Source organism: Ralstonia psammae (genome assembly GCF_958405935.1).
Lineage (GTDB): Bacteria > Pseudomonadota > Gammaproteobacteria > Burkholderiales > Burkholderiaceae > Ralstonia > Ralstonia psammae.
Genome location: NZ_CATZBU010000002.1, coordinates 454,783 through 480,331, shown reverse-complemented (window position 1 = coordinate 480,331; position 25,549 = coordinate 454,783). Strand labels below are relative to the sequence as shown.

The 25,549-nt window shown below is 63.7% G+C and carries 24 protein-coding genes; 14 read left to right on the top strand and 10 right to left on the bottom strand.

Going from position 1 to position 25,549, the window contains the following annotated elements:
• Window positions 1–6: 6 nt before the first annotated feature.
• The 5 genes from R2N16_RS06005 to iscX all read left to right on the top strand — a co-directional run bounded on the left by R2N16_RS06005 (window position 7) and on the right by iscX (window position 3,327).
• The gene (locus R2N16_RS06005) at window positions 7–207 is read left to right on the top strand and encodes a DUF3565 domain-containing protein (protein ID WP_316664653.1); all 201 of its coding nucleotides are present in this window, start codon (window positions 7–9) and stop codon (window positions 205–207) included.
• A gap of 34 nt (window positions 208–241) precedes the next feature.
• Entirely contained in the window at window positions 242–781 is a 540-nt protein-coding gene (hscB, locus tag R2N16_RS06000) for a Fe-S protein assembly co-chaperone HscB (RefSeq protein ID WP_316664652.1), read from the top strand.
• Window positions 782–850: 69 nt separating this feature from the next.
• Window positions 851–2,716 carry a Fe-S protein assembly chaperone HscA gene (gene hscA / locus R2N16_RS05995; protein WP_316664651.1) on the top strand — a complete coding sequence of 622 codons (1,866 nt, stop codon included), beginning with the start codon at window positions 851–853 and terminating at the stop codon, window positions 2,714–2,716.
• 46 nt (window positions 2,717–2,762) lie between these two features.
• Window positions 2,763–3,101 (top strand): ISC system 2Fe-2S type ferredoxin, encoded by a 339-nt coding sequence (gene fdx / locus R2N16_RS05990; protein WP_316664650.1) that lies wholly within the window; start codon window positions 2,763–2,765, stop codon window positions 3,099–3,101.
• A gap of 31 nt (window positions 3,102–3,132) precedes the next feature.
• A complete protein-coding gene (gene iscX, locus R2N16_RS05985; RefSeq protein ID WP_009238557.1) occupies window positions 3,133–3,327 on the top strand; it encodes a Fe-S cluster assembly protein IscX in 195 nt (64 codons plus the stop codon).
• Between the two features lie 73 nt (window positions 3,328–3,400).
• On the opposite strand, the gene R2N16_RS05980 is transcribed toward iscX, so the two are convergent.
• From R2N16_RS05980 to prfB, 4 genes are all read right to left on the bottom strand, one after another.
• Window positions 3,401–4,141 (bottom strand): glycine zipper 2TM domain-containing protein, encoded by a 741-nt coding sequence (locus R2N16_RS05980; protein ID WP_316664648.1) that lies wholly within the window; start codon window positions 4,139–4,141, stop codon window positions 3,401–3,403.
• A gap of 263 nt (window positions 4,142–4,404) precedes the next feature.
• Window positions 4,405–5,949 (bottom strand): lysine--tRNA ligase, encoded by a 1,545-nt coding sequence (gene lysS, locus R2N16_RS05975; protein ID WP_316664647.1) that lies wholly within the window; start codon window positions 5,947–5,949, stop codon window positions 4,405–4,407.
• Window positions 5,950–5,973: 24 nt separating this feature from the next.
• Window positions 5,974–6,714, bottom strand: a complete 741-nt coding sequence (locus R2N16_RS05970) for an SDR family oxidoreductase (RefSeq protein WP_316664646.1) — start codon at window positions 6,712–6,714, stop codon at window positions 5,974–5,976.
• Window positions 6,715–6,739: 25 nt separating this feature from the next.
• A protein-coding gene (gene prfB, locus R2N16_RS05965; protein ID WP_102064856.1) for a peptide chain release factor 2 occupies window positions 6,740–7,844 on the bottom strand; the annotation gives its coding sequence in 2 pieces (ribosomal slippage) (window positions 6,740–7,762 and window positions 7,764–7,844; 1,104 coding nt in all).
• Between the two features lie 180 nt (window positions 7,845–8,024).
• On the opposite strand from prfB, the gene pncB reads away from it, so the two are divergent.
• From pncB to R2N16_RS05940, 5 genes are all read left to right on the top strand, one after another.
• The gene (gene pncB, locus R2N16_RS05960; protein ID WP_316664645.1) at window positions 8,025–9,194 is read left to right on the top strand and encodes a nicotinate phosphoribosyltransferase; all 1,170 of its coding nucleotides are present in this window, start codon (window positions 8,025–8,027) and stop codon (window positions 9,192–9,194) included.
• Window positions 9,195–9,283: 89 nt separating this feature from the next.
• The gene (locus R2N16_RS05955) at window positions 9,284–10,003 is read left to right on the top strand and encodes a LutC/YkgG family protein (RefSeq protein ID WP_316664644.1); all 720 of its coding nucleotides are present in this window, start codon (window positions 9,284–9,286) and stop codon (window positions 10,001–10,003) included.
• Between the two features lie 141 nt (window positions 10,004–10,144).
• Window positions 10,145–11,554: a sodium:proton antiporter gene (locus R2N16_RS05950; protein ID WP_316664642.1), complete on the top strand. Its 1,410-nt coding sequence runs from the start codon at window positions 10,145–10,147 to the stop codon at window positions 11,552–11,554.
• A 19-nt stretch (window positions 11,555–11,573) separates the two neighbouring features.
• Window positions 11,574–12,575: a 2-hydroxyacid dehydrogenase gene (locus tag R2N16_RS05945; protein WP_316664641.1), complete on the top strand. Its 1,002-nt coding sequence runs from the start codon at window positions 11,574–11,576 to the stop codon at window positions 12,573–12,575.
• Window positions 12,576–12,587: 12 nt separating this feature from the next.
• A complete protein-coding gene (locus R2N16_RS05940; protein WP_316664639.1) occupies window positions 12,588–14,060 on the top strand; it encodes a DNA recombination protein RmuC in 1,473 nt (490 codons plus the stop codon).
• 83 nt (window positions 14,061–14,143) lie between these two features.
• On the opposite strand, the gene R2N16_RS05935 is transcribed toward R2N16_RS05940, so the two are convergent.
• The 5 genes from R2N16_RS05935 to R2N16_RS05915 all read right to left on the bottom strand — a co-directional run bounded on the left by R2N16_RS05935 (window position 14,144) and on the right by R2N16_RS05915 (window position 20,845).
• Window positions 14,144–14,422, bottom strand: a complete 279-nt coding sequence (locus R2N16_RS05935; RefSeq protein WP_004635681.1) for a hypothetical protein — start codon at window positions 14,420–14,422, stop codon at window positions 14,144–14,146.
• A 151-nt stretch (window positions 14,423–14,573) separates the two neighbouring features.
• Window positions 14,574–15,854 (bottom strand): molybdopterin molybdotransferase MoeA, encoded by a 1,281-nt coding sequence (gene moeA, locus R2N16_RS05930; RefSeq protein ID WP_316664638.1) that lies wholly within the window; start codon window positions 15,852–15,854, stop codon window positions 14,574–14,576.
• A gap of 33 nt (window positions 15,855–15,887) precedes the next feature.
• Window positions 15,888–16,502, bottom strand: a complete 615-nt coding sequence (gene mobA, locus R2N16_RS05925) for a molybdenum cofactor guanylyltransferase MobA (RefSeq protein WP_316664636.1) — start codon at window positions 16,500–16,502, stop codon at window positions 15,888–15,890.
• Window positions 16,503–16,522: 20 nt separating this feature from the next.
• Window positions 16,523–17,644, bottom strand: a complete 1,122-nt coding sequence (gene moaA / locus R2N16_RS05920; protein WP_316664635.1) for a GTP 3',8-cyclase MoaA — start codon at window positions 17,642–17,644, stop codon at window positions 16,523–16,525.
• 183 nt (window positions 17,645–17,827) lie between these two features.
• Complete coding sequence (locus R2N16_RS05915) at window positions 17,828–20,845, bottom strand: Rne/Rng family ribonuclease (protein WP_316664634.1); 3,018 nt, start codon at window positions 20,843–20,845, stop codon at window positions 17,828–17,830.
• A 726-nt stretch (window positions 20,846–21,571) separates the two neighbouring features.
• Here R2N16_RS05915 and R2N16_RS05910 point away from each other — a divergent pair.
• Genes R2N16_RS05910 through R2N16_RS05895 form a run of 4 tightly spaced genes read left to right on the top strand, consistent with a single transcriptional unit; the run spans window position 21,572 to window position 24,798 of the window.
• Window positions 21,572–22,606 carry an RluA family pseudouridine synthase gene (locus tag R2N16_RS05910; protein WP_316664854.1) on the top strand — a complete coding sequence of 345 codons (1,035 nt, stop codon included), beginning with the start codon at window positions 21,572–21,574 and terminating at the stop codon, window positions 22,604–22,606.
• On the top strand, window positions 22,587–23,246 hold the full coding sequence (locus R2N16_RS05905; protein ID WP_316664633.1) for an HAD-IIIA family hydrolase: 660 nt from the start codon (window positions 22,587–22,589) through the stop codon (window positions 23,244–23,246). The genes R2N16_RS05910 and R2N16_RS05905 overlap by 20 nt, the downstream gene beginning before the upstream one ends.
• Window positions 23,239–23,622 carry a Rieske (2Fe-2S) protein gene (locus R2N16_RS05900; RefSeq protein WP_316664632.1) on the top strand — a complete coding sequence of 128 codons (384 nt, stop codon included), beginning with the start codon at window positions 23,239–23,241 and terminating at the stop codon, window positions 23,620–23,622. The genes R2N16_RS05905 and R2N16_RS05900 overlap by 8 nt, the downstream gene beginning before the upstream one ends.
• Window positions 23,623–23,679: 57 nt before the next feature.
• Window positions 23,680–24,798 (top strand): S49 family peptidase, encoded by a 1,119-nt coding sequence (locus tag R2N16_RS05895; protein ID WP_316664853.1) that lies wholly within the window; start codon window positions 23,680–23,682, stop codon window positions 24,796–24,798.
• Window positions 24,799–24,815: 17 nt separating this feature from the next.
• Here the strand turns inward: R2N16_RS05895 and R2N16_RS05890 are convergent, their stop codons facing one another.
• Entirely contained in the window at window positions 24,816–25,547 is a 732-nt protein-coding gene (locus R2N16_RS05890; protein WP_316664630.1) for an SAM-dependent methyltransferase, read from the bottom strand.
• Window positions 25,548–25,549: the final 2 nt, after the last annotated feature.

The following is a 25,549-nucleotide window of genomic DNA, read 5'->3' as shown; positions in this document are numbered from 1 at the left end:
GACACATTGAAGCAAGCGATTGTCGGTTTCGAGCGGGACGAGGAGGGCCACTGGGTCGCCCGTCTCGCCTGCGGACATGGGCAGCACATGCGCCACGATCCGCCCTGGCAGTTGCGGCCTTGGACGGAAACCGAAGCCGGGCGCGCCAGCAGGATCGGCGTGGTGGTGGAATGCCTGAAGTGCGATCGGGGCGAGCCGGTCGAATAAGGAACACGAGGCGGCACGGCCGCTTTTTTTATTCATGAATTCCGGCTTGTCAGCGAACACGACGCATTTTTCCCTCTTCGGTCTGCCCGAGCACTTCGAGGTCGACGCCGACGCGCTGAACGCTGCGTATCGCACGGTGCAATCGCAGGCGCATCCAGACCGTTATGCCCACGCAGGCGACGCTGAACGCCGCGTCGCCATGCAATGGGCCACGCGCGCCAACGAGGCATATCAGACGCTGCGCGACCCGCTCAAACGGGCGACGTATCTGCTGCACCTGCACGGTGTCGATGTGCAGGCCGAGAACAACACGGCCATGCCGCCCGCGTTTCTCATGCAGCAAATGGAGTGGCGCGAAGCGCTGGGCGACGCCAAGGCGGAGCGCAACGTGGATGCGCTGGACGATTTGCTTGGCATGCTGCGCAAGGAAAAACGCACGCGTTATCAGGCGCTATCCAGTCTGCTCGATGGCGATGGCAACACCGCAGCAGCAGCCGATGCCGTGCGCCAATTGATGTTCATCGAAAAGATCGAACGCGACACCGCCGAGGCCATCGACCGGCTGGAAGACTAGAACCCAGAATTTGCGACAATGTTGGGTTTGCCCTGGCAGGCAGCTCATCCGCGCAATCGAGACATCCCCATGGCTTTACTGCAGATTTCCGAACCCGGCGAATCGCCCGCACCGCACCAGCGCCGTCTGGCGGTGGGCATTGACCTGGGCACGACCAACTCGTTGGTGGCCTCCGTGCGCAGCAGCGTGCCGGAAGTGTTGCCGGACGATCAGGGCCGCCCGTTGCTGCCCTCCGTGGTGCGCTATCTGCCCACAGGCGGTGCGCACATCGGCTACAAGGCGCAGGCCGAAGCCGTGCGTGACCCGAAGAACACCATCATCTCGGTCAAGCGTTTCATGGGGCGCGGCCTGAAGGATGTCGCCCACATCGAGAACACGCCGTACGACTTTGTCGACGCGCCCGGCATGGTCCAACTGAAGACCGTGGCCGGCGTGAAGAGCCCGGTGGAAGTGTCGGCGGAGATTCTCGCCACGCTGCGCCAGCGCGCGGAAGACACGCTTGGCGACGAGCTGGTCGGCGCCGTCATTACCGTGCCCGCGTACTTTGACGATGCGCAGCGCCAAGCCACCAAGGACGCCGCCAAGCTGGCCGGCCTGAACGTGCTGCGCCTGCTGAACGAGCCGACCGCAGCTGCCATCGCCTATGGCCTGGACAACGCCGCCGAAGGCATTTACGCGGTCTATGACTTGGGCGGCGGTACGTTCGACATCTCGGTGCTCAAGCTCACCAAGGGCGTGTTCGAGGTGATGTCGACGGGCGGCGATTCCGCGCTCGGTGGTGACGATTTCGACCAGCGCATCGTCTGCTGGATCGTCGAGCAGGCGGGCCTGCAGCCGCTCTCCGCCGAAGACACGCGCCTGCTGCTGAACAAGGCGCGTGCTGCCAAGGAATGGCTTTCCACCGCCGACAACACCGAGATTGACGCGATGCTGTCCACCGGCGAGACCGTGCATCTCGTGCTGACTGCCGAGACCTTTGCCGAACTGACCGCCAACCTCGTGCAGAAGACGTTGTCGCCCGTGCGCCGCGCGCTGCGCGATGCGGGCGTAACGATGGACGACGTAAAGGGCGTGGTGCTGGTCGGTGGCGCGACGCGCATGCCGATCATCCGTCGTGCCGTGGGCCAACTGTTCGGCCGCACGCCGCTCACGAACCTCGACCCGGATCAGGTGGTCGCGATCGGCGCGGCCATGCAGGCCAACCTGCTGGCCGGCAACCGTGCGCCGGGTGAAGACTGGCTGCTGCTCGACGTGATCCCGCTGTCGCTGGGTGTCGAGACGATGGGTGGCCTGGTCGAGAAGATCATCCCGCGCAACAGCACGATTCCCGTAGCGCGCGCGCAGGAATTCACCACCTTCAAGGACGGCCAGACGGCCATGGCGATCCACGTGCTGCAGGGCGAGCGCGAACTGGCGAGCGATTGCCGTTCGCTGGCACGTTTTGAGCTGCGCGGCATCCCGCCGATGGTGGCCGGCGCCGCGCGCATCCGCGTGACGTATCAGGTCGATGCAGATGGCTTGCTGTCGGTATCTGCCCGCGAAACGGTGTCTAGCGTGGAAGCGTCGATTACCGTGAAGCCGTCGTACGGCTTGGGCGATGACGATATCGCTCGCATGCTGCGGGAAGGTTTCCAATCCGCCGAAGACGACATGCGCCGTCGTGCGCTGGCGGAAGAACGCGTTGAAGGCGAGCGCTTGCTTGAGGCGCTGTCACAGGCACTGGCGGCCGATGGCGATCTGCTCTCCGCCGAAGAGCGCGCCACCATCGACACCGAAATCGCCGCGCTGCGCACCACCTTGCAGGGCGAAGACCACCGCGCCATCAAGGACGCCGTGGACGCGTTGTCGCACGGTACCGACGAATTCGCCGCGCGCCGCATGGACCGCGGCATCCGCAAGGCGCTCGCTGGCAAACGTATCGAGGAACTCGGCTGATCGCCGATTGCATCCCCCAAAACACACTTATCGAACGAGTTTCTTCATGCCACAAATCGTCGTCCTTCCTCACGTCGAATACTGCCCGGAAGGGGCCGTGATCGAAGCCAAGCCCGGCACGACCATCTGCGACGCGCTGCTCGGCGCCGATATCGAGATCGAGCATGCATGCGAGAAGTCGTGTGCCTGCACGACCTGCCACGTGATCGTGCGCGAGGGCTTCAACTCGCTGGATGAGGCGACGGAGAAGGAGGAGGATCTGCTCGACAAGGCCTGGGGCCTGGAGCCGAACTCGCGCCTGTCGTGCCAGGCCAAGGTGGCGGATACGGATTTGACCGTCGAGATTCCGAAGTACACGATCAACCACGCCAAGGAAAACCACTGAGCCGAGTGGCCAGCGGTGGAGGGAGCCCATCATGAAATGGAACGACATCCAGCAGATCGCCGAAGCGCTGTACGACAAGTACCCCGACGTCGATCCGACGCGCTTGAACTTTGTCGATCTGCACAACAAGGTCGTCACGCTGGAAGGCTTTGACGACGACCACAAGCGTGGCGGCGAGAAGTTCCTCGAAGCCATCCAGCAAGCCTGGATCGACGAAGCGGAATAAGCGCGTAGCCTAGAACGCGTACGCATGAAAAAACCGGCCCGAAGGCCGGTTTTTCTTTGGCGAGGAGATTGGCTTAGCCAGCCACCAGCGAGCCGTTCTCAATGTGCACGCGCTCACCCGGTTGGAAGCCCGGCGCTGCCTTGTAGGTGAAGCTGCGGTTGGTGCCGTTGTCCATGCGCACGTTCACGCGGTACTGGGTGTCGCGGCTGTAGTAGTTTTCCGCCACGTGGCCACCGTAGCCCCCCGCCACCGCGCCGCCCACCGTGGCGAGCGTACGGCCATTGCCGCGGCCAATCTGGTTACCCAGCAACCCCCCCACCACGGCGCCACCAATCATGCCCAGGCCGGTTTCCTTACCTTGCGTGGTAATCGGGGTGATTGACGTCACGTGGCCGGCATACGGGCTGGCCGACTGGCGCGGCTGTGCTTGTGCATAGCTCGGGCTGGTCGAGGGTGCGCGTTCAGCGTACGACGGCTCACGGGCTCGTGTCGGAGCGGGTGCCACGTTCTGTGCCGGATAGGGGGCAGCCTGATTCGGTTGCGTTGTCTGACCCGGTGCAGCCAGTGCCATCGGGGCCGAAGCGCCCGGCATTGCCGCGGCCGATTGGGCGGCGACATTCGGGTCGGTGCTGCCCTGCGTAGCCTTCGAGGTCGGCAGCACGCCGGTGATGGCGGCCACCGCCGTCAGGCTGGCGATGATTACGGCCACCGCAGCCGTCGTCATCAGCGGATGCATGCGTCGTGACGACGGCGGGACCTGACCCGGCGACGTGCCGCCGTATTGTTGACCTTGGTTCGGTTGGATGTTGTTCATCTTCGTTCTCCTGCGGCCCATTGATTGTTCGGCCCTTCGATGAACACAGTGTGGTCCATCGCCCAAACGGATGCCGTTTTAATTTGTAAGCATCTGTACTCTCATTTTTCTGTTAAAAATCAGTGAGTTGCCGCGCTTTGATACATACTGTGAATGCGGGGCGATGTTACAAATGGCGGGGTAGGCGCGCCAATTGCGAGCGCGCGGGCAACAAAAAAACGCCCCCGAAGGGGCGTTCTTTCCAAGGCAAATGACGGAGCCGATCAGTCTTCGCGGCGCAGATGCGGGAAAAGGATCACGTCACGGATGTTCGGGCTGTCAGTCAGCAGCATCACCAGACGGTCGATGCCGATGCCGCAACCGCCGGTCGGGGGCATGCCGTATTCCAATGCGCGGATGTAGTCGGCGTCATAGAACATGGCTTCTTCGTCGCCGGCGTCCTTCTGCTCAACCTGCTTGCGGAAGCGCTCGGCCTGGTCTTCCGGGTCATTCAGCTCGGAGAAGCCGTTGGCGATTTCGCGGCCGGTGATGAACAGCTCGAAGCGCTCGGTGATGCCCGGCAGCGTGTCAGAGCCGCGCGCCAGCGGCGATACTTCGACCGGGTAGTCGATGATGAAGGTCGGCTCCCACAGTTGCGACTCGGCGGTTTCTTCAAACAGCACGAGCTGCAGCGTGCCAACGCCGGCGTTCAGGAATTGCGGCGCATTGGTGTCGATCTTGAACTTCTTCAGCTCGGCGCGCAGGAAGTCCACGTCGGCCAGTTGCGCGTCGGTGTATTGCGGTGCGTATTTCTGGATCGCCTGGCAGATCGTCAGGCGATGGAACGGCTTGGCAAGATCTAGCTCGCGGCCCTGATAAGTGAGCGTGGCGGTGCCCGAGGCGTCAATGGCAGCCTGGCGGATCAGTTGCTCGGTGAAGTCCATCAGCCAGCGGTAGTCCGTGTAGGCAGCGTAGAACTCCATCATCGTGAACTCGGGATTGTGCCGCGGCGACACGCCCTCGTTACGGAAGTTGCGGTTGATTTCGTACACGCGCTCGAAACCACCGACGATCAGTCGCTTGAGATACAGCTCCGGCGCGATGCGCAGGAACATCTGCATGTCCAGCGCGTTGTGGTGCGTGATGAACGGCTTGGCTGCGGCGCCGCCCGGAATCGGGTGCAGCATCGGCGTCTCGACCTCCATGAACCCGTTGCCGGCCATGAAGTTGCGCAGCGAGGCCATGGCCTTGGTGCGGGCGCGGAACGTGTCGCGCGTCTCCTTGGACACGATCAGATCAACGTAGCGCTGACGATATTTCTGTTCCTGATCGGCCAGGCCGTAGTAGTCGCCCGGCAGCGGTCGCAGGCTCTTCGAGAGCAGGCGCAGCTCGGTCACGGCGACCGAGAGTTCGCCGGTCTTTGTCTTCATCAGCGTGCCGCGCGCGGCCACGATGTCACCCAGATCCCACTTCTTGAAACTCGCGTAGACGTCTTCGCCAACAGCGTCGCGGCTGATGTAGAACTGGATGCGGTCGGTGGCGTCCTGCACGGTGGCAAAGCTGGCCTTGCCCATCACGCGCTTGAGCATCATGCGGCCGGCGACGGCCACCTGTACCGGTTCGGCTTCCAGTGCAGCCTGCTCGAGTTCGCGGTACTTGGCTTGCAGATCACCGGCATGGTGCGTCGGGCGGAAATCGTTGGGGAACGCGACGCCTTGTTGGCGGATCTCTGCCAGCTTCTCGCGGCGCTCGGCGATGATCTTGTTGTCGTCCTGCGCCGGCACGGCGGCCACGGTGTTCGATTCGGCCGGGTTGTTCTGTTCGGTCATGATGGTGATGAGAGGAATGTCGTATCAGGCGATGTTGCGCAGGTCGTCCAGCTCGGTCGCGCCAAAGTCGGGGCGGACCAGGTAAGAGGCGATGCGCGCGGCGGCGTCTTGCGGCGAGACCAGCTCGCCGTGCGCGTGCAGATCGCGGAAGCGCTGCACGCCGGAAAACTCGGCGCCACGGATGGTGCGTTGCATGTCAGTGTCGATCACGCCGGGGGCCAGCGCCACGGCGCGCACGCTGGCGTCGCCGTCGGCGTTGATGGCGCGCACGAACATGTCGAGCCCCGCCTTGCCCGTGCAATAGGCGGCCCAACCAGCGATCGGCCGGCGCGCGGCGCCCGACGAGATTGCCAGTACGCGGCGCTGCGCGTTCCACCCGGCGGTACCGCGCAGCAGGGCAGCGGTCAGCGCCATCGGGCCGGCCAGGTTCAATTGCAGATGCGGCAGAAGCGTGTCGGCGCGCAGCGTGTCGATGGTGCCGATGGGCTCCACTGCGCCAGCGTTGAGCACCAGCGTCACGTTGGCAAAAGCGGGTAGGCTCGCAATCGTCTTGGTCATCCAGGCCTCGGCGGCATGCGCGTCGGACAGGTCAACCTGGTGCCAGTCGAGTGTCACGCCAGCGGCTGCCGCCTGCGCGCGCAATTCGGCGTTATCGCCGCGTGCCACGCAGATGAGGCGGTGGCCGGGCCGCATCAGCGCCTGGGCCAGCGCAGCGCCCAGGCCGCGCGAGGCACCGGTCAGGATGAACAGGGACGTCTCAGACATGGCGGTCGCTCTGGTTTGGCTTGGGTCAGACGCCTTGCTTCAGGCTGGCCTGGATAAAGGGGTCCAGGTCGCCGTCCAGCACCTTCTGCGTGTTGGAGATCTCCACGTTGGTGCGCAGATCCTTGATGCGGCTCTGGTCCAGCACGTAAGAGCGGATCTGATGGCCCCAGCCCACGTCGGTCTTGGCGGCTTCTTGTGCGTCTGCCGCGGCCTGACGCTTGCGCAGCTCATGCTCGTACAGACGCGACTTCAGCATCGTCATCGCCTCGGCGCGGTTGCGGTGCTGCGAGCGGTCGTTCTGACACTGCACGACGATGCCGGTCGGGATGTGCGTAATCCGCACGGCCGAGTCAGTCTTGTTGATGTGCTGACCACCCGCGCCGGAAGCGCGATACGTATCGACACGCAGATCCGCCGGATTGACCTCGATCTCGATCGAGTCATCCACTTCCGGATACACGAAGATCGACGAGAACGACGTGTGGCGCCCGCCAGCGGAGTCGAACGGAGACTTGCGCACCAGGCGGTGCACGCCGGTTTCGGTGCGCAGGAAACCGAACGCGTATTCGCCCTCGACCTTGATCGACGCGCTCTTGATGCCGGCAACGTCGCCCTCGGACTCTTCCAGCACTTCGGTCTTGAAGCCCTTGCGCTCGCAGTACTTCAGGTACTGGCGCAGGAGCATCGATGCCCAGTCGCATGCTTCGGTGCCGCCCGCGCCGGCCTGGATGTCGATAAAGCAGTTGGCGGCGTCCATCGGGCCGGAGAACATGCGGCGGAATTCCATGTCTTCGACAATGGCGCGCATGCCCGCGGTGTCAGCCTCGATGGCTTCGATGGTATCGTCGTCGCCCTCTTCGCGGGCCAGCTCGAATAGCTCGGCGCCGCCGGTGAGGTCTTCGTCGAGCTTGGTCAGCGCCAGCACGACGGTTTCAAGGGATTTTTTCTCGCGGCCCAGCTCCTGGGCGCGTTTGGGGTCGTTCCAGACCTCGGGGTTTTCGAGTTCTTTGTCGACTTCAACTAGACGTTCAGATTTGACGTCGTAGTCAAAGATACCTCCGAAGGTCGTCGGCGCGCGACTTCAGGTCGGCCAACGTGTTCTGGATGGCATTGAGGCGTTCTGCTTCCATGGTGCAAAAATCCGGTCGGAAACCGGAAATTATAGCGGAATCAAGGGGTTTTCCGTCTGTATAGACAGCCAAAACGGCCATTTTCCGGGGCGCGCGCCGGGATTTATGTGACTGCCACGGGCGTCCCGCTTGGCTTCGGTTAGCATGACGGCCAGTCCACATGGCTTTTGGCGCTGTCCGATGATCATCCGCTCGCTGCTCGATACCGATCTTTATAAATTCACGATGATGCAGGTGGTGCTGCATCACTTTCCTGGCGCGCACGTCGAATACCGCTTCAAGTGCCGCAACGCGGGCGTCGATCTGGTGCCGTTCATTGACGAGATTCGCGCGGAAATCCGCCATCTCTGCACCCTGCGCTTTACCGATGCCGAGCTGGATTACCTGCGCGGCATGCGCTTCATCAAGAGCGATTTCGTCGATTTTCTCGGCCTGTTCCATCTCAACGAGAAGTACATCGACGTGCGCCAGGCGCCCAGCAACGACGGGCAGATCGAGATCGTCATCGCGGGGCCGTGGCTGCACACGATCATGTTTGAGGTGCCAGTCCTGGCCATCGTCAACGAGGTGTTCTTCAGCCGCACGCAGACGCACCCGCAGTGGGAGGAGGGCAAACGCCGCCTGACCGACAAGCTGGCCTCGCTGATGCGCCCCGGCCTGGAAGACTGTCGCATTGCCGACTACGGCACGCGCCGCCGCTTCTCGCACACCTGGCACGAGCATGTGCTGCTGGAGACGCACGCACAGCTCGGCGCCCAGTACGCCGGCACCAGCAATGTGTATTTCGCCATGAAGCACGGCATGACGCCGCTGGGGACAATGGCGCATGAGTATCTGCAAGCCTGCCAGGCACTGGGTCCGCGCCTGCGCGATTCCCAGACCTTTGCGCTGGAAACCTGGGCCAAGGAATACCGCGGCGATCTCGGTATCGCGCTATCGGATACCTACGGGTTCGACGCCTTCCTGCGCGATTTCGACATGTTCTTCTGCAAGCTCTTCGACGGCGTTCGCCATGATTCCGGCGACCCGTTCGAGTGGGGCGAGCGCATGCTCAAGCATTACGACGACATGCGCGCCGACCCGAAGTCCAAGGCGCTGATCTTCTCCGACAGCCTCGACATGCCCAAGGTCATCGGCCTGTATGAGCGTTTCCATGGCCGGTGCAAGCTGGCGTTTGGCGTGGGGACCAATCTGACAAACGACCTGGGCTACACGCCCCTGCAGATCGTCATCAAGATGGTCCGCTGCAATGGCCAGCCGGTGGCCAAACTGTCGGATGCACCGGAGAAGACCATGTGCGACGATCCGGCCTACCTCACGTATCTGAAGCAAGTGTTTGGCGTGCAATAAGGCTCACGTCGGCGCCGAATAAGTTTCAATCGCGTTGGCGGATCGTGCTGAGAGCGGCTCGTATAATCGACCGATCTTTCGGAGCCGCCATGGAATCACAACCGGACACCCCCGTCGACCCGCTCGACACCAGCCGCGCACGCGATGCCATCTTTGCGCGCATCCGCAATGCGCAGCATCGTCCCGCGAAACCGACACAGGGTGAGCGCGACGCGGTGGCGGATTACCTCGCGCGCCATCCCGCCGGCCCGCGCCCGCCAATGCCCGAGAATCTCGCCGCGCATTTCGCCGAGCAGGCGCTGAAGTTGGCCTCCACGCTGGACACGGTGGACGCGCTATCCGACGTGCCGGGCGCTGTGGCCCGCTATCTGTCTGGCCTGAAGCTCCAACCGCAGGCGGTGGCCTGGACCACGTTGCAATCGCTCGACTGGGCGGCCGCCGGCATCGGCATCGAATTCCGTCCTCCCGTGCGTGAAGTCCAAGCCGATCAGGAGCACGCCGATCTCGTCGGCATTACGGGTTGCTTCTGCGCAATTGCCGAGACGGGCTCGCTGATGCTGCTGTCGGGGCCGGAGAACGTCGCCTCCACGGCGCTGCTGCCCGAGACGCATATCGCCGTGGTACCGCAGTCGCGCATCGTCGCCGATCTGGAAGACGCCTATGCGCTGATGCGCGCGGAGCGGGGCGAACTGCCGCGCGCCACCAACGTCATCAGCGGGCCGTCGCGTACGGGGGATATCGAGCAGACCATCGTGCTCGGCGCCCATGGCCCGTATCGCGTGCACGTGATCGTGGTGACCGCTGCCTGAGGCAGCATCCGGGGCTCGTTGCCCGATCAAACATCTGCGGAGGTTTAGTGGGCGACAGACCTCGGGCGTTTACACTGGCGTCTTTGTTTGTGCGGCGCGACTGCGTTTGCGGTGCGCGCCCACGCTTAGGAGAACGCCTACGTGAAACGCCTCTGGCCCCTTGTCTTCCTGTTTGTCTGTGGCCTGGCGCGCGCCGCTGATGTGAATGGCGCGGAGTTGTCCGTGCTCTGGGGTTTGCCGTTTGCGGGCATCCTGCTCTCGATTGCCATCGCACCGCTCATGGTGCCCAAGCTGTGGCACGACCATTACGGCAAGATCGCGGCGGCCTGGGCGTTGGCGCTTCTGGTGCCGTTCGGGATCGTGTTCGGTCCGGAGGCGTCCATCGCGTCCGTCAATCACGCAGCCCTTGCTGAATACATCCCCTTCATCGCGCTGATCGCCGCTTTGTACGTTGTTGCAGGCGGGATCTGCATCCGCGGCAATCTGCATGGCACGCCAAAGCTCAATACGGGCTTGATCGCGCTCGGCACGGCCCTGGCCAGCGTCATGGGGACGACCGGTGCCGCCATGCTGCTGATCCGGCCGCTACTGCGCGCCAACGAGGCGCGCCGGCATCGCGCGCACGTCGTCGTATTCTTCATCTTTCTGGTGGCCAATGCCGGTGGAGCGCTTACGCCGCTGGGCGATCCACCGCTGTTCCTCGGCTTTCTGCAGGGGGTCGATTTCTTCTGGACCGCGCAACATCTTTGGCGCCAGACGTTGACGATGTGGGTGCTGCTGCTGGCCAGCTTCTTCGTCATCGACAGCTACTTCTATCACACGGGCAAGGAAGAACTGCCCAACATCACCGACGCCACACCAGACGACGCGGGCCCGCTACGCTTCGAAGGCAACGTCAACTTCGTGCTGCTGGCAGGCATTCTGGGGCTCGTGCTGATGAGCGGGCTGTGGAAGCCTGGCATCGTCTTCCACGTGATGGGCACCGAGGTGCTGCTGCAGAACGTGGTGCGCGACATCGGGCTGATCGCCATCGCACTGCTTTCGTTGTGGCTCACCCCCAGTGGCGCGCGCGCCGGCAACGAGTTCAACTGGGAGCCCATCCTGGAGGTCGCCAAGCTGTTTGCCGGCATCTTCATCACGATCGGGCCGGTGATCGCCATGCTCAAGGCCGGCGTGGATGGCCCGTTCGCAGGCATCGTCCATCTCGTCAACGACAGCGCGGGTCAGCCGAACAACGCGATGTACTTCTGGGCGACCGGGTTGCTGTCGTCGTTCCTCGACAATGCGCCGACGTATCTGGTGTTCTTCAACACCGCCGGCGGCGACGCGAGCATGCTGATGAGCGAGGGCGCCTCTACGCTGGCAGCGATCTCGGCCGCGGCCGTGTTCATGGGCGCCAACACCTACATCGGCAACGCGCCCAACCTGATGGTCAAGGCCATCGCGGAAAGCCGTGGGCTGCAGATGCCGAGCTTCTTTGGCTACATGCTGTGGTCCGTGTGCATTCTCGTGCCGATTTTCGTTCTGATGACCTTCGTCTTCTTCCGCTAACCGAACGTGTGCTGAACGTATGAAACCCGGAATCCTTGTCACCCGTGCGATGTTTCCCGAAGTGCTTGAGCGCTTGCGCGAGACCTTCGACGTGATCGACAACCAGGCGGACGTCAACTATCCGCCCGAAGCGCTGGCCGAGCGTCTGCAAGGTCGCGTGGGCCTGCTGTCCAACGCAGCCGACACCATCAACGGCGATCTGATCAGCCGCGTACCGACGCTGCGCGCGGTGTGCAACATGGCGGTCGGCTACAACAACTTTGATCTTGCGGCGATGACGCGCGCGGGCATCCTGGCCACCAACACGCCGGACATCCTCACCGAGACCACGGCCGATTTCGGCTGGGCCTTGCTGATGGCCGCCGCACGCCGTGTGTCCGAATCCGAACGCTGGCTACGTGCAGGGCAGTGGAAGCGCTGGACGTACGACACCTTCCTCGGCGCCGAGGTGTATGGCAGCACGCTGGGTATTCTCGGCATGGGCCGCATCGGCCAGGCGCTGGCGCGGCGTGCAAGCGGCTTCTCGATGCGCGTGATCTATCACAACCGCAGCCGGCTTTCGTCGGAAGTCGAGCAGGACACGCGCGCCACGTACGTCAGCAAGGAAGAATTGCTGAAGCAGGCTGATCACCTCGTGCTGGTGCTGCCGTATTCCAAGGAGAGCCACCACGCCATCGGTGCGGCTGAGTTGGCGCAGATGAAGCCGACCGCCACCCTGGTCAACCTCGCGCGAGGCGGCATCGTGGATGACGCCGCGCTGGCGCAGGCGCTGGCGGATAAGCGCATCTTCGCGGCCGGCCTGGATGTGTACGAGGGTGAGCCGAAGGTGCACCCGGCGTTGCTGGAGGCCGAGCACGTCGCGCTCACGCCGCACATTGCCAGTGCCACCTTTGGTACGCGCCTGGGCATGGCCAATCTGGCGGCCGACAACCTGATCGCTGCGCTTGGCTTCGGCCCGCGCGCAGGGCACCCACCCAATTTGTTGAACCCGGATGCGCTGGCGCAGCGCGCATCTTCCTGACCGAACGCTGATATGGAATGGTTGGCTTTACTGACATTGCTGGGCGTGGCCGTGGTGGCTGTGCTGTGCGTGCTGATCTGGCGCGGTGTGTCTCGCCCCGCGGAGAACGATGTGGCGCCGATGCTCGCGGCACTGCGCGACGAACTGACCCGCGGCAACGAACGCATCGAGCGCGAACTGCGTGGCGAAATCGCTGAGACGGCCCGTATCGGCCGCAGTGACATTACCCAGCAACTGGGGCAATTCCAGCAGGTGCTGGCCACGCAGCTCACCAGTGTCGCCACGCTGCAGAACAACCAGATCGACACGTTTGCGCAGCAGCTCACCAAGTTGACCGAGACAAACACGCAGCAGCTCGAAGCCGTGCGCCAGAACTTGCAGCAGCAAGCGCAGCAGGCACGCGACGAGCAGGGCAACGCGCTGCGCCGCTTTGGTGAGGCGATGCAGCAGCAACTCACCCAACTGGGTGAGGGCAACGAGCGCCGTCTGGCTGAGGTGCGCGCCACACTGGAACAGAAGCTCAAGGACATCGAGGCGAACAACGCGACCAAGCTCGACGAGATGCGCCGCACCGTCGACGAAAAGCTGCACGCCACGCTGGAGCAACGCCTGGGCGAGTCGTTCAAGCTGGTGTCGGATCGACTTGAACAGGTGCATCGCGGCCTGGGCGAAATGCAGGCGCTGGCCCAGGGCGTGGGCGACCTGAAGAAGGTGCTGACCAACGTGAAGACGCGCGGCACCTGGGGCGAAGTCCAGCTTGAGATGCTGTTGGAGCAGATGCTCACGCCCGACCAGTACGACAAGAACGTTGAGACCGCGCGCGGCACCGGTGCGCGCGTGGAATTCGCCATCCGCCTGCCCGGCAAAACCGATGCCGATCACGATGCAACTGTCTGGTTGCCGATCGATGCCAAGTTTCCGAAGGAGCAGTACGAACGCCTGCTCGACGCACAGGAACGTGCTGATGTCGACGCCGCTGCCGGCGCCAGCCGCGAGCTGGAAGTCGCAGTGCGCAAAGAGGCGCAGACCATCCACGAGAAGTACATCGCGCCGCCGGCCACGACCGACTTCGCCATCCTCTTCCTGCCGACCGAGGGCCTTTACGCCGAAGTGCTGGGCCGCCCGGGCCTGACGGACGAGCTGCAGCGCAAGTTCCGCGTGACGGTGGCGGGCCCGACCACGCTCACGGCCATCCTCAACAGCCTGCAGATGGGCTTCCGAACGCTGGCGCTGGAAAAGCGCTCGAGCGAAGTCTGGCAAGTGCTCGGTGCGGTGAAGAGCGAGTTCGGAAAGTTTGGCGATGTGCTGGCCGCGACCAAGAAGACGCTGGAGCGCGCCGTCAGCAACATCGAGCAGGCCGAGGTGCGTACCCGCCAGATGAACCGCAAGCTCAAGGCGGTAGAGGCGTTGCCGAGCGATTCCGCGCAGAGCGTGCTGGGGCTGGAAACCGCCGTGCCGCAGGACGACGAAACTGAGGCCGAGTAAGGCGGGGGCGAACAGGCCATCGGCGTCAGCAAAAGAAAAAGGGCGGATATTTCCGCCCCTTCTTCTTGAACCACGGAAGCCGATCAGGCTTCTTCCGGCACGTCGCGCAACAGGATCTCGATACCGCCAAAGCGCTCGGCGACCCAGTTGTAGGCATGGCAGGCGAGCCACAGCGCGCCAAAACCAACGAGGGCATTGAGGATCAGGCCACTGAGCACGACGATCGTCGGCAGTTCACCGTAGCGGACAAAGCCGACGAAGAAGAACAGCCCTACGACCGGCAGCGAGAAACAGAGATACACCAGCACCAGCGCGCGCGCGGTGTGGGCCGGGTGAAGATACGCAATCTCCTTGGTCATCATGGCAGTGCTCAGGCTCAAATCCGAAACAATCAAACTGGCGCAGAGTGTAGCGAATCGACCGAGGCGCCGATACCCGCAGCCGGGAGGTGACGCAAAAAACCGACAGCGTACGGTGTTGCAGCCGGCACAAGAGCCGCCGTCGTCACGCCGCTTAGACGAGACCGTCGAACAGCAGTACCTGCACGGCGTCGCCAGCGTTGACCTGGCCCTGTTCGTGGGCGAGCACGACGAAGCAATTTGCTTCGCTCATGGAACGCAGCACGCCGGAACCTTGCTGGCCGGTCAGGCGGACTTCGAGCTGGCCGCGATCGTTCAGGGCGGCAATTGCGCGCTGATATTCCGTGCGCCCAGGGCGCTTGCGGATCGGGGCGGCACTCACCGCTGGCACCAGCGGAGCGCCGGCGTCAGTCGCGCCCATCATGCGCAGCAGCGCGCCGCGCACGAAGTGATAGAACGTCACCATCACCGCCACCGGGTTGCCGGGCAAGCCAAACAGGAAAGCACTGCGGCCATTTGACGCGATGCGCCCGAACGCCATCGGCCGGCCTGGGCGCATGGCGATCTTCCAGAACGTCACGTCGCCAAGCTTGGCCATCATCTGTTTGGTGAAGTCTGCTTCGCCGACGGAGACACCGCCCGAAGTGATGATCGCATCGGCGTTTTCGGCGGCGGTACGGAAAGCGGCCTCGAGTGCCGCCGGGTCGTCGCGGACGACGCCCATGTCGAGCAGTTCCACGCCCAGGCGCGAGAGCATGCCGTGCAGCGTGTAACGGTTGGAGTCGTACACGCAGCCAGCGTCGAGCGGTTCACCAATGGAGCGCAGCTCATCGCCGGTGGAGAAGAACGCCACGCGCAGCTTGCGGCGCACTGACACTTCGGCGATACCGAGCGAGGCGAGCAGGCCGATATCGGCGGGGCGCAGCTTACGGCCGGCCGACAGCGCGGCGCTGCCCCGCGCGAGATCTTCACCACGCAGACGGCGGTTGTCGCCGGCGCGCACGGCATCGCGGGCAAAGCGGACGGTGCTTGCATCGCCTTGCGTAAACTCCTGCGGGATGACCGTATCGCAGCCCGCCGGCATGACGGCACCGGTCATCACGCGCACGGCTTCGCCGATGCTCGGCGCACCCTCAAACGCGGCCCCCGCATACGCCGTGCCGATCACGCGCAACGAGACTTCGCCCGCGTCGCCTGCCAGCTCTGCGCTGGCAAAGGCGAAGCCGTCCATCGCCGAGTTGTCGTGCGAAGGCACGTCGATGGACGACAGCACGTCTTCGGCCAGCACGCGATCGAGCGCGCTGCGGATGGGCACACGTGCAATGCCGCTCACGGGCTGCACGAAGTCGCGCATGATGGCTTGCGCCTGCGCCACGGGCAGGGCATTCGGATCGTAATCGGACAGGCACGAAACGACAGAGGCGAGGGTGGTCATGACGTCGATGAGGGATCAGGTGGCGTTGGCGCTCTAGCGGCGCTCGGCCAGGTGGTGCAGTTCTTCCAGCGTGTTGATGTTGGCGAAGGCGGTGCTGTCGTCAAATAACACGTCCACCGTCGGGTGGCGCGCGGTCCAGGTTTCGATCTTGCGGCCACCGCCTTGCAGATAGGCAATCAGGTCGTCGGCCAGCAGCGCATCGATCAGACAGAATACCGGCTGCACTTGCCGGCGCGCTTGACCGTGCGCATCCGGCTCCATCGTCACCGGCATGGCGATCCGCGCGTTGGCCTCTTCCATTGCCTGCGAGAGCTTGGCCGCGAGGTTGGTCGGCACGAAGGGGGAATCACATGGCGCAGTCAGCAGGTAACGCGTCTGACATTGCTCCAGCCCGGCCAGGATGCCCGCCAAGGGGCCGGCAAAGTCCGGTACCGAATCCACCACCACCGGCACGCCGAACGATTCGTACGCGGCCAGGTTGCGATTGGCGTTGACGAGCATGTGGCCGACCTGTGGCGACAGGCGCATCAACGTGTGCATCGCCATCGGCGCGCCGCGAAGCGTCTGGAGGCCCTTGTCGACGCCGCCCATGCGGCTGCCCCGGCCGCCGGCCAGGATCAGGCCGGTGATGTCGGATGTCGGAATCATGTCGTTGAGCGCTGGCGGATTCAGCCGCCGATGTAGGACATTTCGATGCGCCGGCCGGCCGGATGGGCCTCGCCGCTGGCGCGCAATTCGGAGTAGCGGTCGGCGCGGCCTTGCCAGACCGTGCGGATCGCATTGGAGAGTTCGAGATCGGTCGCGCCGCCGCGCAATAGCGCGCGCAGGTCGAAGCCTTCGGTGGCGAACAGGCAGAGATACAGCTTACCTTCGGTCGACAACCGGGCGCGTGTGCAATCGTGGCAGAACGCCTGCGTCACGCTGGAAATCACACCGACTTCGCCAGCGCCATCAACGTAGCGCCAGCGCTCGGCGGTCTCGCCGCTGTAGTTGGCCGACAGGGGCTCAATCGCAAACTCCGCGGAGAGACGCTTGACGACCTCCGCCGAGGGCACGACGGAGCGCATTTCCCAGTGGTTGGTCGTGCCCACATCCATGTATTCGATAAAGCGGACGATGATGCCGCTGCTACGGAAGTGACGCGCCATCGGCACGATCTGATCATCGTTGTCGCCTTTCTTGACGACCATGTTGACCTTGATTGGTGCCAGTCCGATGTTCTGCGCGACTTCAATGCCTTGCAGGACTTCGCTCACGGCAAAGTCGACGTCGTTCATGCGGCGGAAAGTCGCATCGTCGATGCCGTCAAGGCTGACGGTCACGCGGCTAAGGCCAGCGTCCTTGAGCGACTGCGCCTTGCGTGCGAGCAGGGCGCCGTTGGTGGTGAGCGTCAGGTCCAGCGGCTTGCCTTCGGCCGTGGTCAGGCGGGCGAGCATTTCGATCAGGCGCTCAATGTTCTTGCGCAGCAGGGGCTCGCCGCCGGTCAGGCGGATCTTCTCGACGCCGTGCTCGATGAACAGCCGCGCCATGCGTTCGATCTCTTCGAATGACAACAGCTCGGAATGCCGCAGGAAGCGGTAATCCTTGTCGAACACGTCCTTCGGCATGCAGTAGACGCAGCGGAAGTTGCAGCGGTCCGTCACCGAGATGCGCAGATCGTGCAACCGGCGGCCGCGCGTGTCCGTCAGCCGGCCCTCTGCAGGGACGAGCACATTGGGCACGGTGGGCACCGTGGCGCGGTGGTGCTGGCCATCGCGCAGATCGTAGAGGGGGATGACGGTTTCGGTCATGGTGTGGTGCGGTGCGTCAATCCGCGAAGCGGGACTGTCGCATCCGATACAACTTCGAGTGTAGCGCAGCCCCTGTGCCACGCGAGCGGTGGGGTTTCATACTCGATATCACGCGCACAGGAAAAAGGGCGGCCGAAGCCGCCCTCAGGCATGTGCCCCGGCGGTTGCCCGCCGGTGTGCTGCTTACTGTTGGTCTGCACCACCCGCCGGGCGGTTGGTTTCGACCAGAACCATCGGTCCGTGCTGGACCGGCGGCAGCGGCTTGCGCTCGCGTGGCACACGCGGTGCCGGAACGGTGCGGGCAGCTTCTTCCTGCGAGGCGCGCAGCTTCTGAGTATCCGTGTGGACCCAGGTCATGCCGGCGTTGTCCAGCACGCTCTGCAGCGTCTCGATCGGCAGCGGCGAAGCCTGGGCAATCGTGCTGACCGGCGCCGGCACTTCGGCAAAGGCCGTCACGATGGCCTCTTGAGGCGCTTGCACTTCCGCGGCAGGCGCTGCAGCAGCGGTTGCCAGCACGGGCTCAGTCGGCTGCACTTGCGGCAGGGCCGACACGGGTGCCACGGCTTCCGCCGTATGCACTGGCTCTTGCACCACCGGAGCCGGGTTCTCAACCGGTGCGAACGACGTCGTCTGCACAGGTTCCGTCACAGTTGCGGGTAGCACCGGCTCGGCATGCATCTCTGCGACGGCTTCGTCTGCGCTTTCGGCGCCTTCGTTTTCGCCTTCACCTTCTGCGCGGACGCCTTCCGCACCCTCGCGGTCACGGCGATAGCGGTTGCGACCACGACGGCCACGACGACGGCGCTCTTCACCTTCACCGTTGCCTTCCGCACCCGGGGTCACGCCTTCGTCCACGACGCTTTCTGCCGGAGCAGCGGTGTCGAGCAGCGGTTGCGGCACTGGCGATGCGGCGGTCTGGTCGAGCAGGGCTTCGGTGGCCACGGCTGCGGCCTCCTTGGCTTGTTGATCGCGCTCGCCGCGGTTTTCGCGCGGTTCACGGTTTTCACGCGGCTCGCGCGGCTCACGACCTTCGCGGGCTTCACGGCCCTCACGCGGCTGGCGCTCGCGACGGTCTTGATTGCGCTCGCGGCGGCCCTGGCCCTGATTCTGGCCCTCGGCACGGACTTCCTGGCCTTGCTGGGGCAGGCGGGCTTCAGCTGTCTCGCGAACAGTGCTTTCGACCTGAGCCGGCTGGCGGTTGCGATCGCGGTTGCCACGCTGGCCGTCACGTTGACCCTCGCGCTGGCCTTGTTGCTGACCTTCGCGGGCTTCGTTGCGCTCTCGGCCTTGGCGGCTGCCATCGCGGCCGTTCTGGCCCTGACCTTGGCGCTCGCCACGTTCGCCGCGTTGGCCACGGCCACCACGGTCCTGGCGATTGCCACGGCCTTGGCGGTTGCCTTCGTCTGCACGTTGCTTCGGCGCTTCGATCGGCGCAGCCACCACCGGCTCGGCCGGCTTGGCGCCAAACAGCGATTTCAGCCACGAAACAAAACCACCCTGAGCAGGCACCGGAGCCGGCGCTTGCGGTACCGGAGCGGGTTCAGTGCGAGCCGGACGCTCAGCGCGCGGCACCGACACGGGTGCCGGTTGGTCCGGCGTGATGCCCTTGACGGCTGCTTCCTGGCGCGGCTTGGCAGTTTCCTTGCGGGTGCTGTAAGCGGTGTCGGCTTCCAGTTCCTTGGCGGCCTCTTCGGCCATCTTGTAGCTGGCCTTGTCGTCGTCCAGGCGTGGATCGTCGTGGCGCAGGCGCTCCAGCTTGTAGTGCGGCGTTTCCAAATGCTTGTTCGGGATCAGCAGCACGTTGACCTTGAAGCGGGTCTCGATCAGGTTGATGTCCGGACGCTTTTCGTTGAGCAGGAAAGCAGCCACTTCCACCGGCACTTGGCAGTGGATCGCGGCGGTGTTTTCCTTCATCGCCTCTTCCTGGATGATGCGCAGCACCTGCAGGGCGGACGATTCGGTATCGCGAATGTGACCCGTGCCGTTACAGCGCGGGCAAGTGACGTGCGAGCCTTCCGACAGCGATGGGCGCAGGCGCTGGCGCGACAACTCCATCAGGCCGAAGCGGCTGATCTTGCCCATCTGCACGCGGGCGCGGTCATGGCGCAGCGCGTCTTTCAGGCGGGTTTCGACGTCCTTCTGAGCCTTGCTCGACTCCATGTCGATGAAGTCGATCACGATCAGGCCACCCAGGTCGCGCAGACGGAGCTGACGGGCGATTTCGTCGGCAGCTTCAAGGTTGGTGCGCGCGGCGGTTTCCTCGATATCGGCTCCCTTGGTGGCGCGTGCCGAGTTCACGTCAATGGCGACCAGCGCCTCGGTGTGGTCGATCACAATGGCGCCGCCTGAAGGCAGCATGACCATGCGCGAGTACGCCGATTCAATCTGGTGCTCGATTTGGAAGCGCGAGAACAGGGGAACGTCGTCGCGGTACTTCTTCACCCGATTCATGTTGTCGGGCATCACCACGCTCATGAACGCGCGGGCCTGATCGTAGATATCGTCCGTATCGATCAGGATTTCGCCGATATCCGGCTGGAAGTAATCGCGAATCGCGCGGATCACCAGGCTGGATTCGAGATAGATCAGCAGCGGGGCCTTGTTGTCGACGGCGGCGCCGTCAACGGCCTTCCACAGCTGCATCAGGTAGTTCAGGTCCCACTGCAGCTCTTCGGCCGAGCGGCCGATGCCGGCGGTGCGGGCGATGATGCTCATGCCGTCCGGCACTTCCAGTTGCGCCATCGTCTCGCGCAGTTCCTGGCGGTCTTCGCCCTCGATGCGGCGCGACACGCCGCCGCCGCGCGGGTTGTTCGGCATCAGGACCAGGTAGCGGCCGGCCAGCGAGATGAACGTGGTTAGGGCGGCGCCCTTGTTGCCGCGCTCTTCCTTCTCAACTTGGACGATCAGTTCCTGCCCTTCGGACAGGGCATCCTGGATGCGTGCGGTGCGCACGTCCACGCCGTTCTTGAAATAGGCGCGGGCGACTTCCTTGAAGGGGAGGAAACCGTGCCGCTCTTCGCCGTAGTTGACGAAGCAGGCTTCCAGCGACGGTTCGATTCGGGTGATGACACCCTTGTAGATATTGCCTTTGCGCTGTTCGCGCCCGGCGGTTTCGATGTCGATATCGATCAGTTTCTGACCATCGACAATGGCGACGCGCAATTCTTCTTGCTGCGTCGCATTGAACAACATGCGTTTCATTGCAACCTCACTCCAATGCCGTGCAAGCACGGCGCTTCATGGAGCACGCAAAGGCGGAGCGGGTGGTCAACGAATTGCCGAAGTGTCGGCCAATAAAAAAAGGCGCGACGGGGCACGGGTGAAAGAAATGAGGGCGTCACGGATGGCAGGGCGGAGTCTGCGGACGCGGTTGGCGTCCAGTTGCGCGTCCTGTCACTCGTGCCACGGGCCCACTGCATTTGCAGGCGGGCCGGCGGCGGCGAGTCGCGTGAAGCGACCACAAAGAGCGAATTGACGGACGGCCTGTCCGGACGAAACCCGCGGCGGGCAAATCGGGCGGCGTGCTGCTTTTTAGAGTTTTGCCGCCGGACCGCCATGGCAACGCGGTAACCGGATGTTCAGCCGGCCGGCACCAGTCTGGTGCGGCAAGGGCTTCTTTCACCAAGCGGGCGCCGTATGGGATGACCCATGTGGCGCCCGCCTTTGAATTCTGTTCTACCAGCTGCTCGTTCTACGCTGGCCGACGTTGCCGACGTGATCTTTGGTTCACGTCCTGCGCGATGGGACAGCGGTGCGTGCTGCTTTCGTGCCGATTAGCCGGCCACGTAATTAGCTTTGTAACACAAGTGGGCGAGAGATCGGCACGTTCCGGACCGAAACGGTGGCTGTGTACAATACCTGTTGTTTCGTTCCGACCGGCTGTTGCTGGCGCCTAAACGACTGTCCAGCGAGAAAATTATATTGAAAATGAATGAGTTACGCCATCCATTTGATGGCCGCATTCAACAGGCCGGACGTGGCACACTCGGCGACACACTCGACGGCAAATCCGTTGCCTATGTTGAAATCGGCGAAGACGCCGAAGGCCAGCGCATCGACAATTTTCTGATGCGCCTGGCCAAGGGCGTGCCCAAAAGCCATATCTACCGCATCCTGCGTTCCGGCGAGGTACGGGTTAACAAGGGCCGTATCGATGCGGAATACCGGCTGAAACTCGGCGATCTGGTCCGTATTCCGCCCCTCCGGATCGCCCAGCAGGCCGAAGCACCGCGCGCGATTCCGGCGGCAGAATTCACGATCCTTCACGAAGATACGCACCTTTTGGTGATCGATAAGCCCGCCGGCGTGGCCGTGCACGGCGGCTCCGGGGTGGCGTTCGGGGTGATTGAGCAATTGCGCCAATCCCGACCGGATGCGAAGTTTCTCGAGTTGGTGCACCGTCTTGACCGTGAAACGTCGGGTGTTCTGCTGCTCGCCAAAAAGCGCTCTGCGCTGGTGGCGCTGCACGAGCAGATTCGCGAAGGGCAGCTCGATAAACGTTACTTTGCCGCTGTGAAGGGTGTCTGGCCGCACAAGCGCCAACACATCAAGTCGCCGCTGCACAAATACACCACGCCGGAAGGCGAGCGTCGCGTGCGCGTGCAGGCCGATGGGCAGGCGTCGCACACGATCTTCAACAAGGTTGGCGTGTTTGGTCCGTACACGTTGCTGGAGGCCGAGCTGAAGACGGGGCGTACGCACCAGATCCGTGTGCATCTGGCGCACGCCGGCTTTCCGATCCTGGGCGACGACAAGTACGGCGACTTCGCCCTGAACAAAGCGTTGTCACGCGCGAATGCTTCTCCGCGACTGGCGCGGATGTTCCTGCATGCGCATCGCTTGCAATTGACGCATCCGCAAAGCGGCGAAACCGTCACATTCACTGCCCCGTTGCCCGCCGAGTGCGCCGACTTTCTTAACGCTTTCCAGGGCCCCGATTCCGATGCCGCAGCAGCGCTTTGATCTGATCGTCTTCGATTGGGACGGCACGTTGATGGATTCGACGTCGGCCATCACCCGGTCGATCCAGCTTGCGTGCCGCGATCTTGACCTGCCGGTGCCGGACGATGCACGGGCGAGCCACGTGATCGGCCTGGGCCTGCGGGATGCGCTCGAATATGCCGTCCCGACGCTCGACCCTGCCGACTACGGCAAGCTGGCGGATCGGTATCGCTTCCACTACCTCAGCCGCGACGCGCATCTCGTGCTGTTTCCCGGGGTGCGCGAAATGCTGGAAGCGCTTCGCCGCCAGAACTATCTGCTGGCTGTGGCGACGGGCAAGTCCCGCGTTGGCCTGCAACGTGCGATGGAAGTGACGAATCTCACGGGTATGTTCGACAACACACGCTGCGCCGATGAGACTTTCTCCAAGCCGCACCCCGCGATGCTGCTCGAACTCACGCGCGACCTTGGCATGGACGTCGAGCGCACGGTGATGATTGGCGACACGACGCATGATCTGCAGATGGCGGCCAATGCGGGGGCCGCCGGCGTGGCCGTCACATACGGCGCGCATCCTGTCGATGTGCTGGACACGCTCGCGCCGCTGTATTGCGCCACGTCGGTCACCGATTTGCACGATTGGCTGACAGAACATGCCTGATATGGCTGAGCCGGTTCGTGTGTGCGAAAGCGTTGCGCTGGAAGATGGCGGCTTGGGTGTCCGGTTTCAGGTGGAGGTGCGCGGGCGGCTCGTCAGCGCGTTTGTCGTCCGTTACGCGGGCGGCGTCCATGGTTATCTGAACCAGTGCGCGCACGTGCCAATGGAAATGGATTGGCAGGAAGGCCAGTTTTTTGAAAGCTCGGGCCTGTATCTGATGTGCGCGACGCATGGCGCCATTTACGAGCCGGATACGGGCCGGTGCGTCGGCGGGCCGTGCCGGGGCTCGCATTTGTCCAAGCTTGAAGTGGCTGAGCACGACGGCGCGGTCTGGTGGCAGCCGGATGCGTTATTCCGGGCGCCTGCACCTGCACCGTAACCAATATCTTCTGCCGACTAGCGCAGTTCTTCTTCTCGATCGTTTTTCTTCTTGTCTATGACCGACTCGATTCCGCCGAATGGCCCCGGCGACGCCCCCAACGAGGGTGCAGGCAAACCAGAAGCGCTGGAAGTTACGCAGCACGCTGATCATCCGCTTGAAGCTGAATTGCGTGACCCGGCTGCAGGCAAGCCCGCATCGGCAGCTGCGCCAGCAGCATCCGCATTCGCACAAGCCGGCGGCTGGGAGCGCGAGGTGCTCGAAAAAGTGCTGATGGCGACCGTGCGTGAGCAGCGTGCTGCGCGCCGCTGGCGCATCTTTTTCCGGTTCGTGACCCTGGGCCTGATTGGAGTGCTTATTTATGCGTTCGCCAGCCTGGAGGGCGAAACCGTCAGCACGGGCCGTCACACGGCGATTGTCACGCTCGACGGCGAGATTGCGGCCAACACAAACGCCAGCGCCGAGAACATTAATGCATCGTTGCAGGCGGCGTTTGCAGACGACAACACGGTCGGCGTGATTCTGAAAATCAACTCGCCGGGTGGCTCGCCCGTGCAGGCGGGCATGATCAACGACGAAATCCGCCGTCTTCGCGCCAAGTACAAGAAGATTCCGCTGTACGTCGTGGTGGAGGAGATGTGCGCGTCAGGCGGTTACTACGTGGCCGCCGCCGCTGACAAAATCTACGTCGACAAGGCCAGCATCGTCGGCTCGATTGGCGTGCTGATGGACGGCTTCGGCTTTACGGGTCTGATGGACAAGGTGGGCGTGGAGCGCCGCCTGCTCACGGCCGGTTCGAACAAGGGGATGCTCGATCCGTTCTCGCCTGTGTCGCCCCAGCAGAAGCAATATGCGCAGGAGATGCTGGACCAGGTGCACCAGCAGTTCATCGACGTGGTCAAGCAGGGGCGCGGCACCCGCCTGAAGGACGATCCGACGCTGTTCACCGGGCTGTTCTGGACGGGCGCCAAGGCCGTGGATCTGGGTCTGGCCGACGCGATCGGTAGTTCGGACTTCGTTGCGCGCAGCGTCATCAAGGCGCCGGACGTGGTCGACTACACCGTCAAGGAAAACTTTGCCTCGCGCGTGGCGCGCAAGCTCGGTACGGCGATGGGCGCGGGCGCTGTGAAGGCGCTGGCCACCACGGGCCAGCTCAAGCTCCTGATGAAGGAGTAGAAGAAGGAAGCGGGGCGCTATCGCCCCAGCAGCGAGAAGATTGCCGGCCGCTTGTGCAGGTTCATGCGGTCTGCGCGCCAGTCGCTCACGGGCAGAGTGACCACCTGCTCGCTGGGCAGCGTCAGGTCCACTGCAATCGATAGCAGCGTACTCGGCGCGCAGCCAGCCTGAATGGCTTCGAGCAATGCGCCGTTGCGGTAGGGCGTTTCGATAAACACCTGCGTTTGGCCCGCTGAGCGTGAAAGCTGCTCCAGTGTGCGCAGCGCGGTCTTGCGTTCGGCTGCATCGACCGGCAGATAGCCGTTGAACGCAAAGCTCTGGCCGTTCAAGCCGGACGCCATCACCGCCAACAAAATCGAGCTCGGCCCTACCAGCGGCTTTACGCGCACGCCGCGTCGGTGCGCGAGACGCACAAGGTTCGCGCCCGGATCGGCCACCGCAGGCACCCCGGCTTCCGACATCAGCCCCGCATCCTGGCCGGCAACCACCGGCGCTAGCAGCGCTTCCAGCTCCGATTCCGGCGTTTTGACGTTCAGCTCGCGGATGGTGATTTCCTGCAGCGGGCGCGCCAGCGGCGTAGTTTCGGACAGCTTCTTCAGCAGCGCACGTGCGGTCTTGGCATGCTCGGCAACGAAGTAATCGAGTTGCGCGGCGATCTGCTGCACGCCAGTCGGAATCACGTCGGGCAGCGGGTCAGCCGCATCGCGCGAGCCCAGCGTATTCGGGATGAGGTAAAGCGTACCGGCCATGG

Bases quoted from the DNA above. Each gene is read 5' to 3' on its own strand.
- hscB (WP_316664652.1), top strand. From the start codon at position 242: ATGAATTCCGGCTTGTCAGCGAACACGACGCATTTTTCCCTCTTCGGT.
- hscA (WP_316664651.1), top strand. From the start codon at position 851: ATGGCTTTACTGCAGATTTCCGAACCCGGCGAATCGCCCGCACCGCAC.
- fdx (WP_316664650.1), top strand. From the start codon at position 2,763: ATGCCACAAATCGTCGTCCTTCCTCACGTCGAATACTGCCCGGAAGGG.
- iscX (WP_009238557.1), top strand. From the start codon at position 3,133: ATGAAATGGAACGACATCCAGCAGATCGCCGAAGCGCTGTACGACAAG.
- R2N16_RS05980 (WP_316664648.1), bottom strand. From the start codon at position 4,141: ATGAACAACATCCAACCGAACCAAGGTCAACAATACGGCGGCACGTCG.
- lysS (WP_316664647.1), bottom strand. From the start codon at position 5,949: ATGACCGAACAGAACAACCCGGCCGAATCGAACACCGTGGCCGCCGTG.
- R2N16_RS05970 (WP_316664646.1), bottom strand. From the start codon at position 6,714: ATGTCTGAGACGTCCCTGTTCATCCTGACCGGTGCCTCGCGCGGCCTG.
- pncB (WP_316664645.1), top strand. From the start codon at position 8,025: ATGATCATCCGCTCGCTGCTCGATACCGATCTTTATAAATTCACGATG.
- R2N16_RS05955 (WP_316664644.1), top strand. From the start codon at position 9,284: ATGGAATCACAACCGGACACCCCCGTCGACCCGCTCGACACCAGCCGC.
- R2N16_RS05945 (WP_316664641.1), top strand. From the start codon at position 11,574: ATGAAACCCGGAATCCTTGTCACCCGTGCGATGTTTCCCGAAGTGCTT.
- R2N16_RS05940 (WP_316664639.1), top strand. From the start codon at position 12,588: ATGGAATGGTTGGCTTTACTGACATTGCTGGGCGTGGCCGTGGTGGCT.
- R2N16_RS05935 (WP_004635681.1), bottom strand. From the start codon at position 14,422: ATGATGACCAAGGAGATTGCGTATCTTCACCCGGCCCACACCGCGCGC.
- moeA (WP_316664638.1), bottom strand. From the start codon at position 15,854: ATGACCACCCTCGCCTCTGTCGTTTCGTGCCTGTCCGATTACGATCCG.
- mobA (WP_316664636.1), bottom strand. From the start codon at position 16,502: ATGATTCCGACATCCGACATCACCGGCCTGATCCTGGCCGGCGGCCGG.
- moaA (WP_316664635.1), bottom strand. From the start codon at position 17,644: ATGACCGAAACCGTCATCCCCCTCTACGATCTGCGCGATGGCCAGCAC.
- R2N16_RS05915 (WP_316664634.1), bottom strand. From the start codon at position 20,845: ATGAAACGCATGTTGTTCAATGCGACGCAGCAAGAAGAATTGCGCGTC.
- R2N16_RS05910 (WP_316664854.1), top strand. From the start codon at position 21,572: ATGAATGAGTTACGCCATCCATTTGATGGCCGCATTCAACAGGCCGGA.
- R2N16_RS05905 (WP_316664633.1), top strand. From the start codon at position 22,587: ATGCCGCAGCAGCGCTTTGATCTGATCGTCTTCGATTGGGACGGCACG.
- R2N16_RS05900 (WP_316664632.1), top strand. From the start codon at position 23,239: ATGCCTGATATGGCTGAGCCGGTTCGTGTGTGCGAAAGCGTTGCGCTG.
- R2N16_RS05895 (WP_316664853.1), top strand. From the start codon at position 23,680: ATGACCGACTCGATTCCGCCGAATGGCCCCGGCGACGCCCCCAACGAG.
- R2N16_RS05890 (WP_316664630.1), bottom strand. From the start codon at position 25,547: ATGGCCGGTACGCTTTACCTCATCCCGAATACGCTGGGCTCGCGCGAT.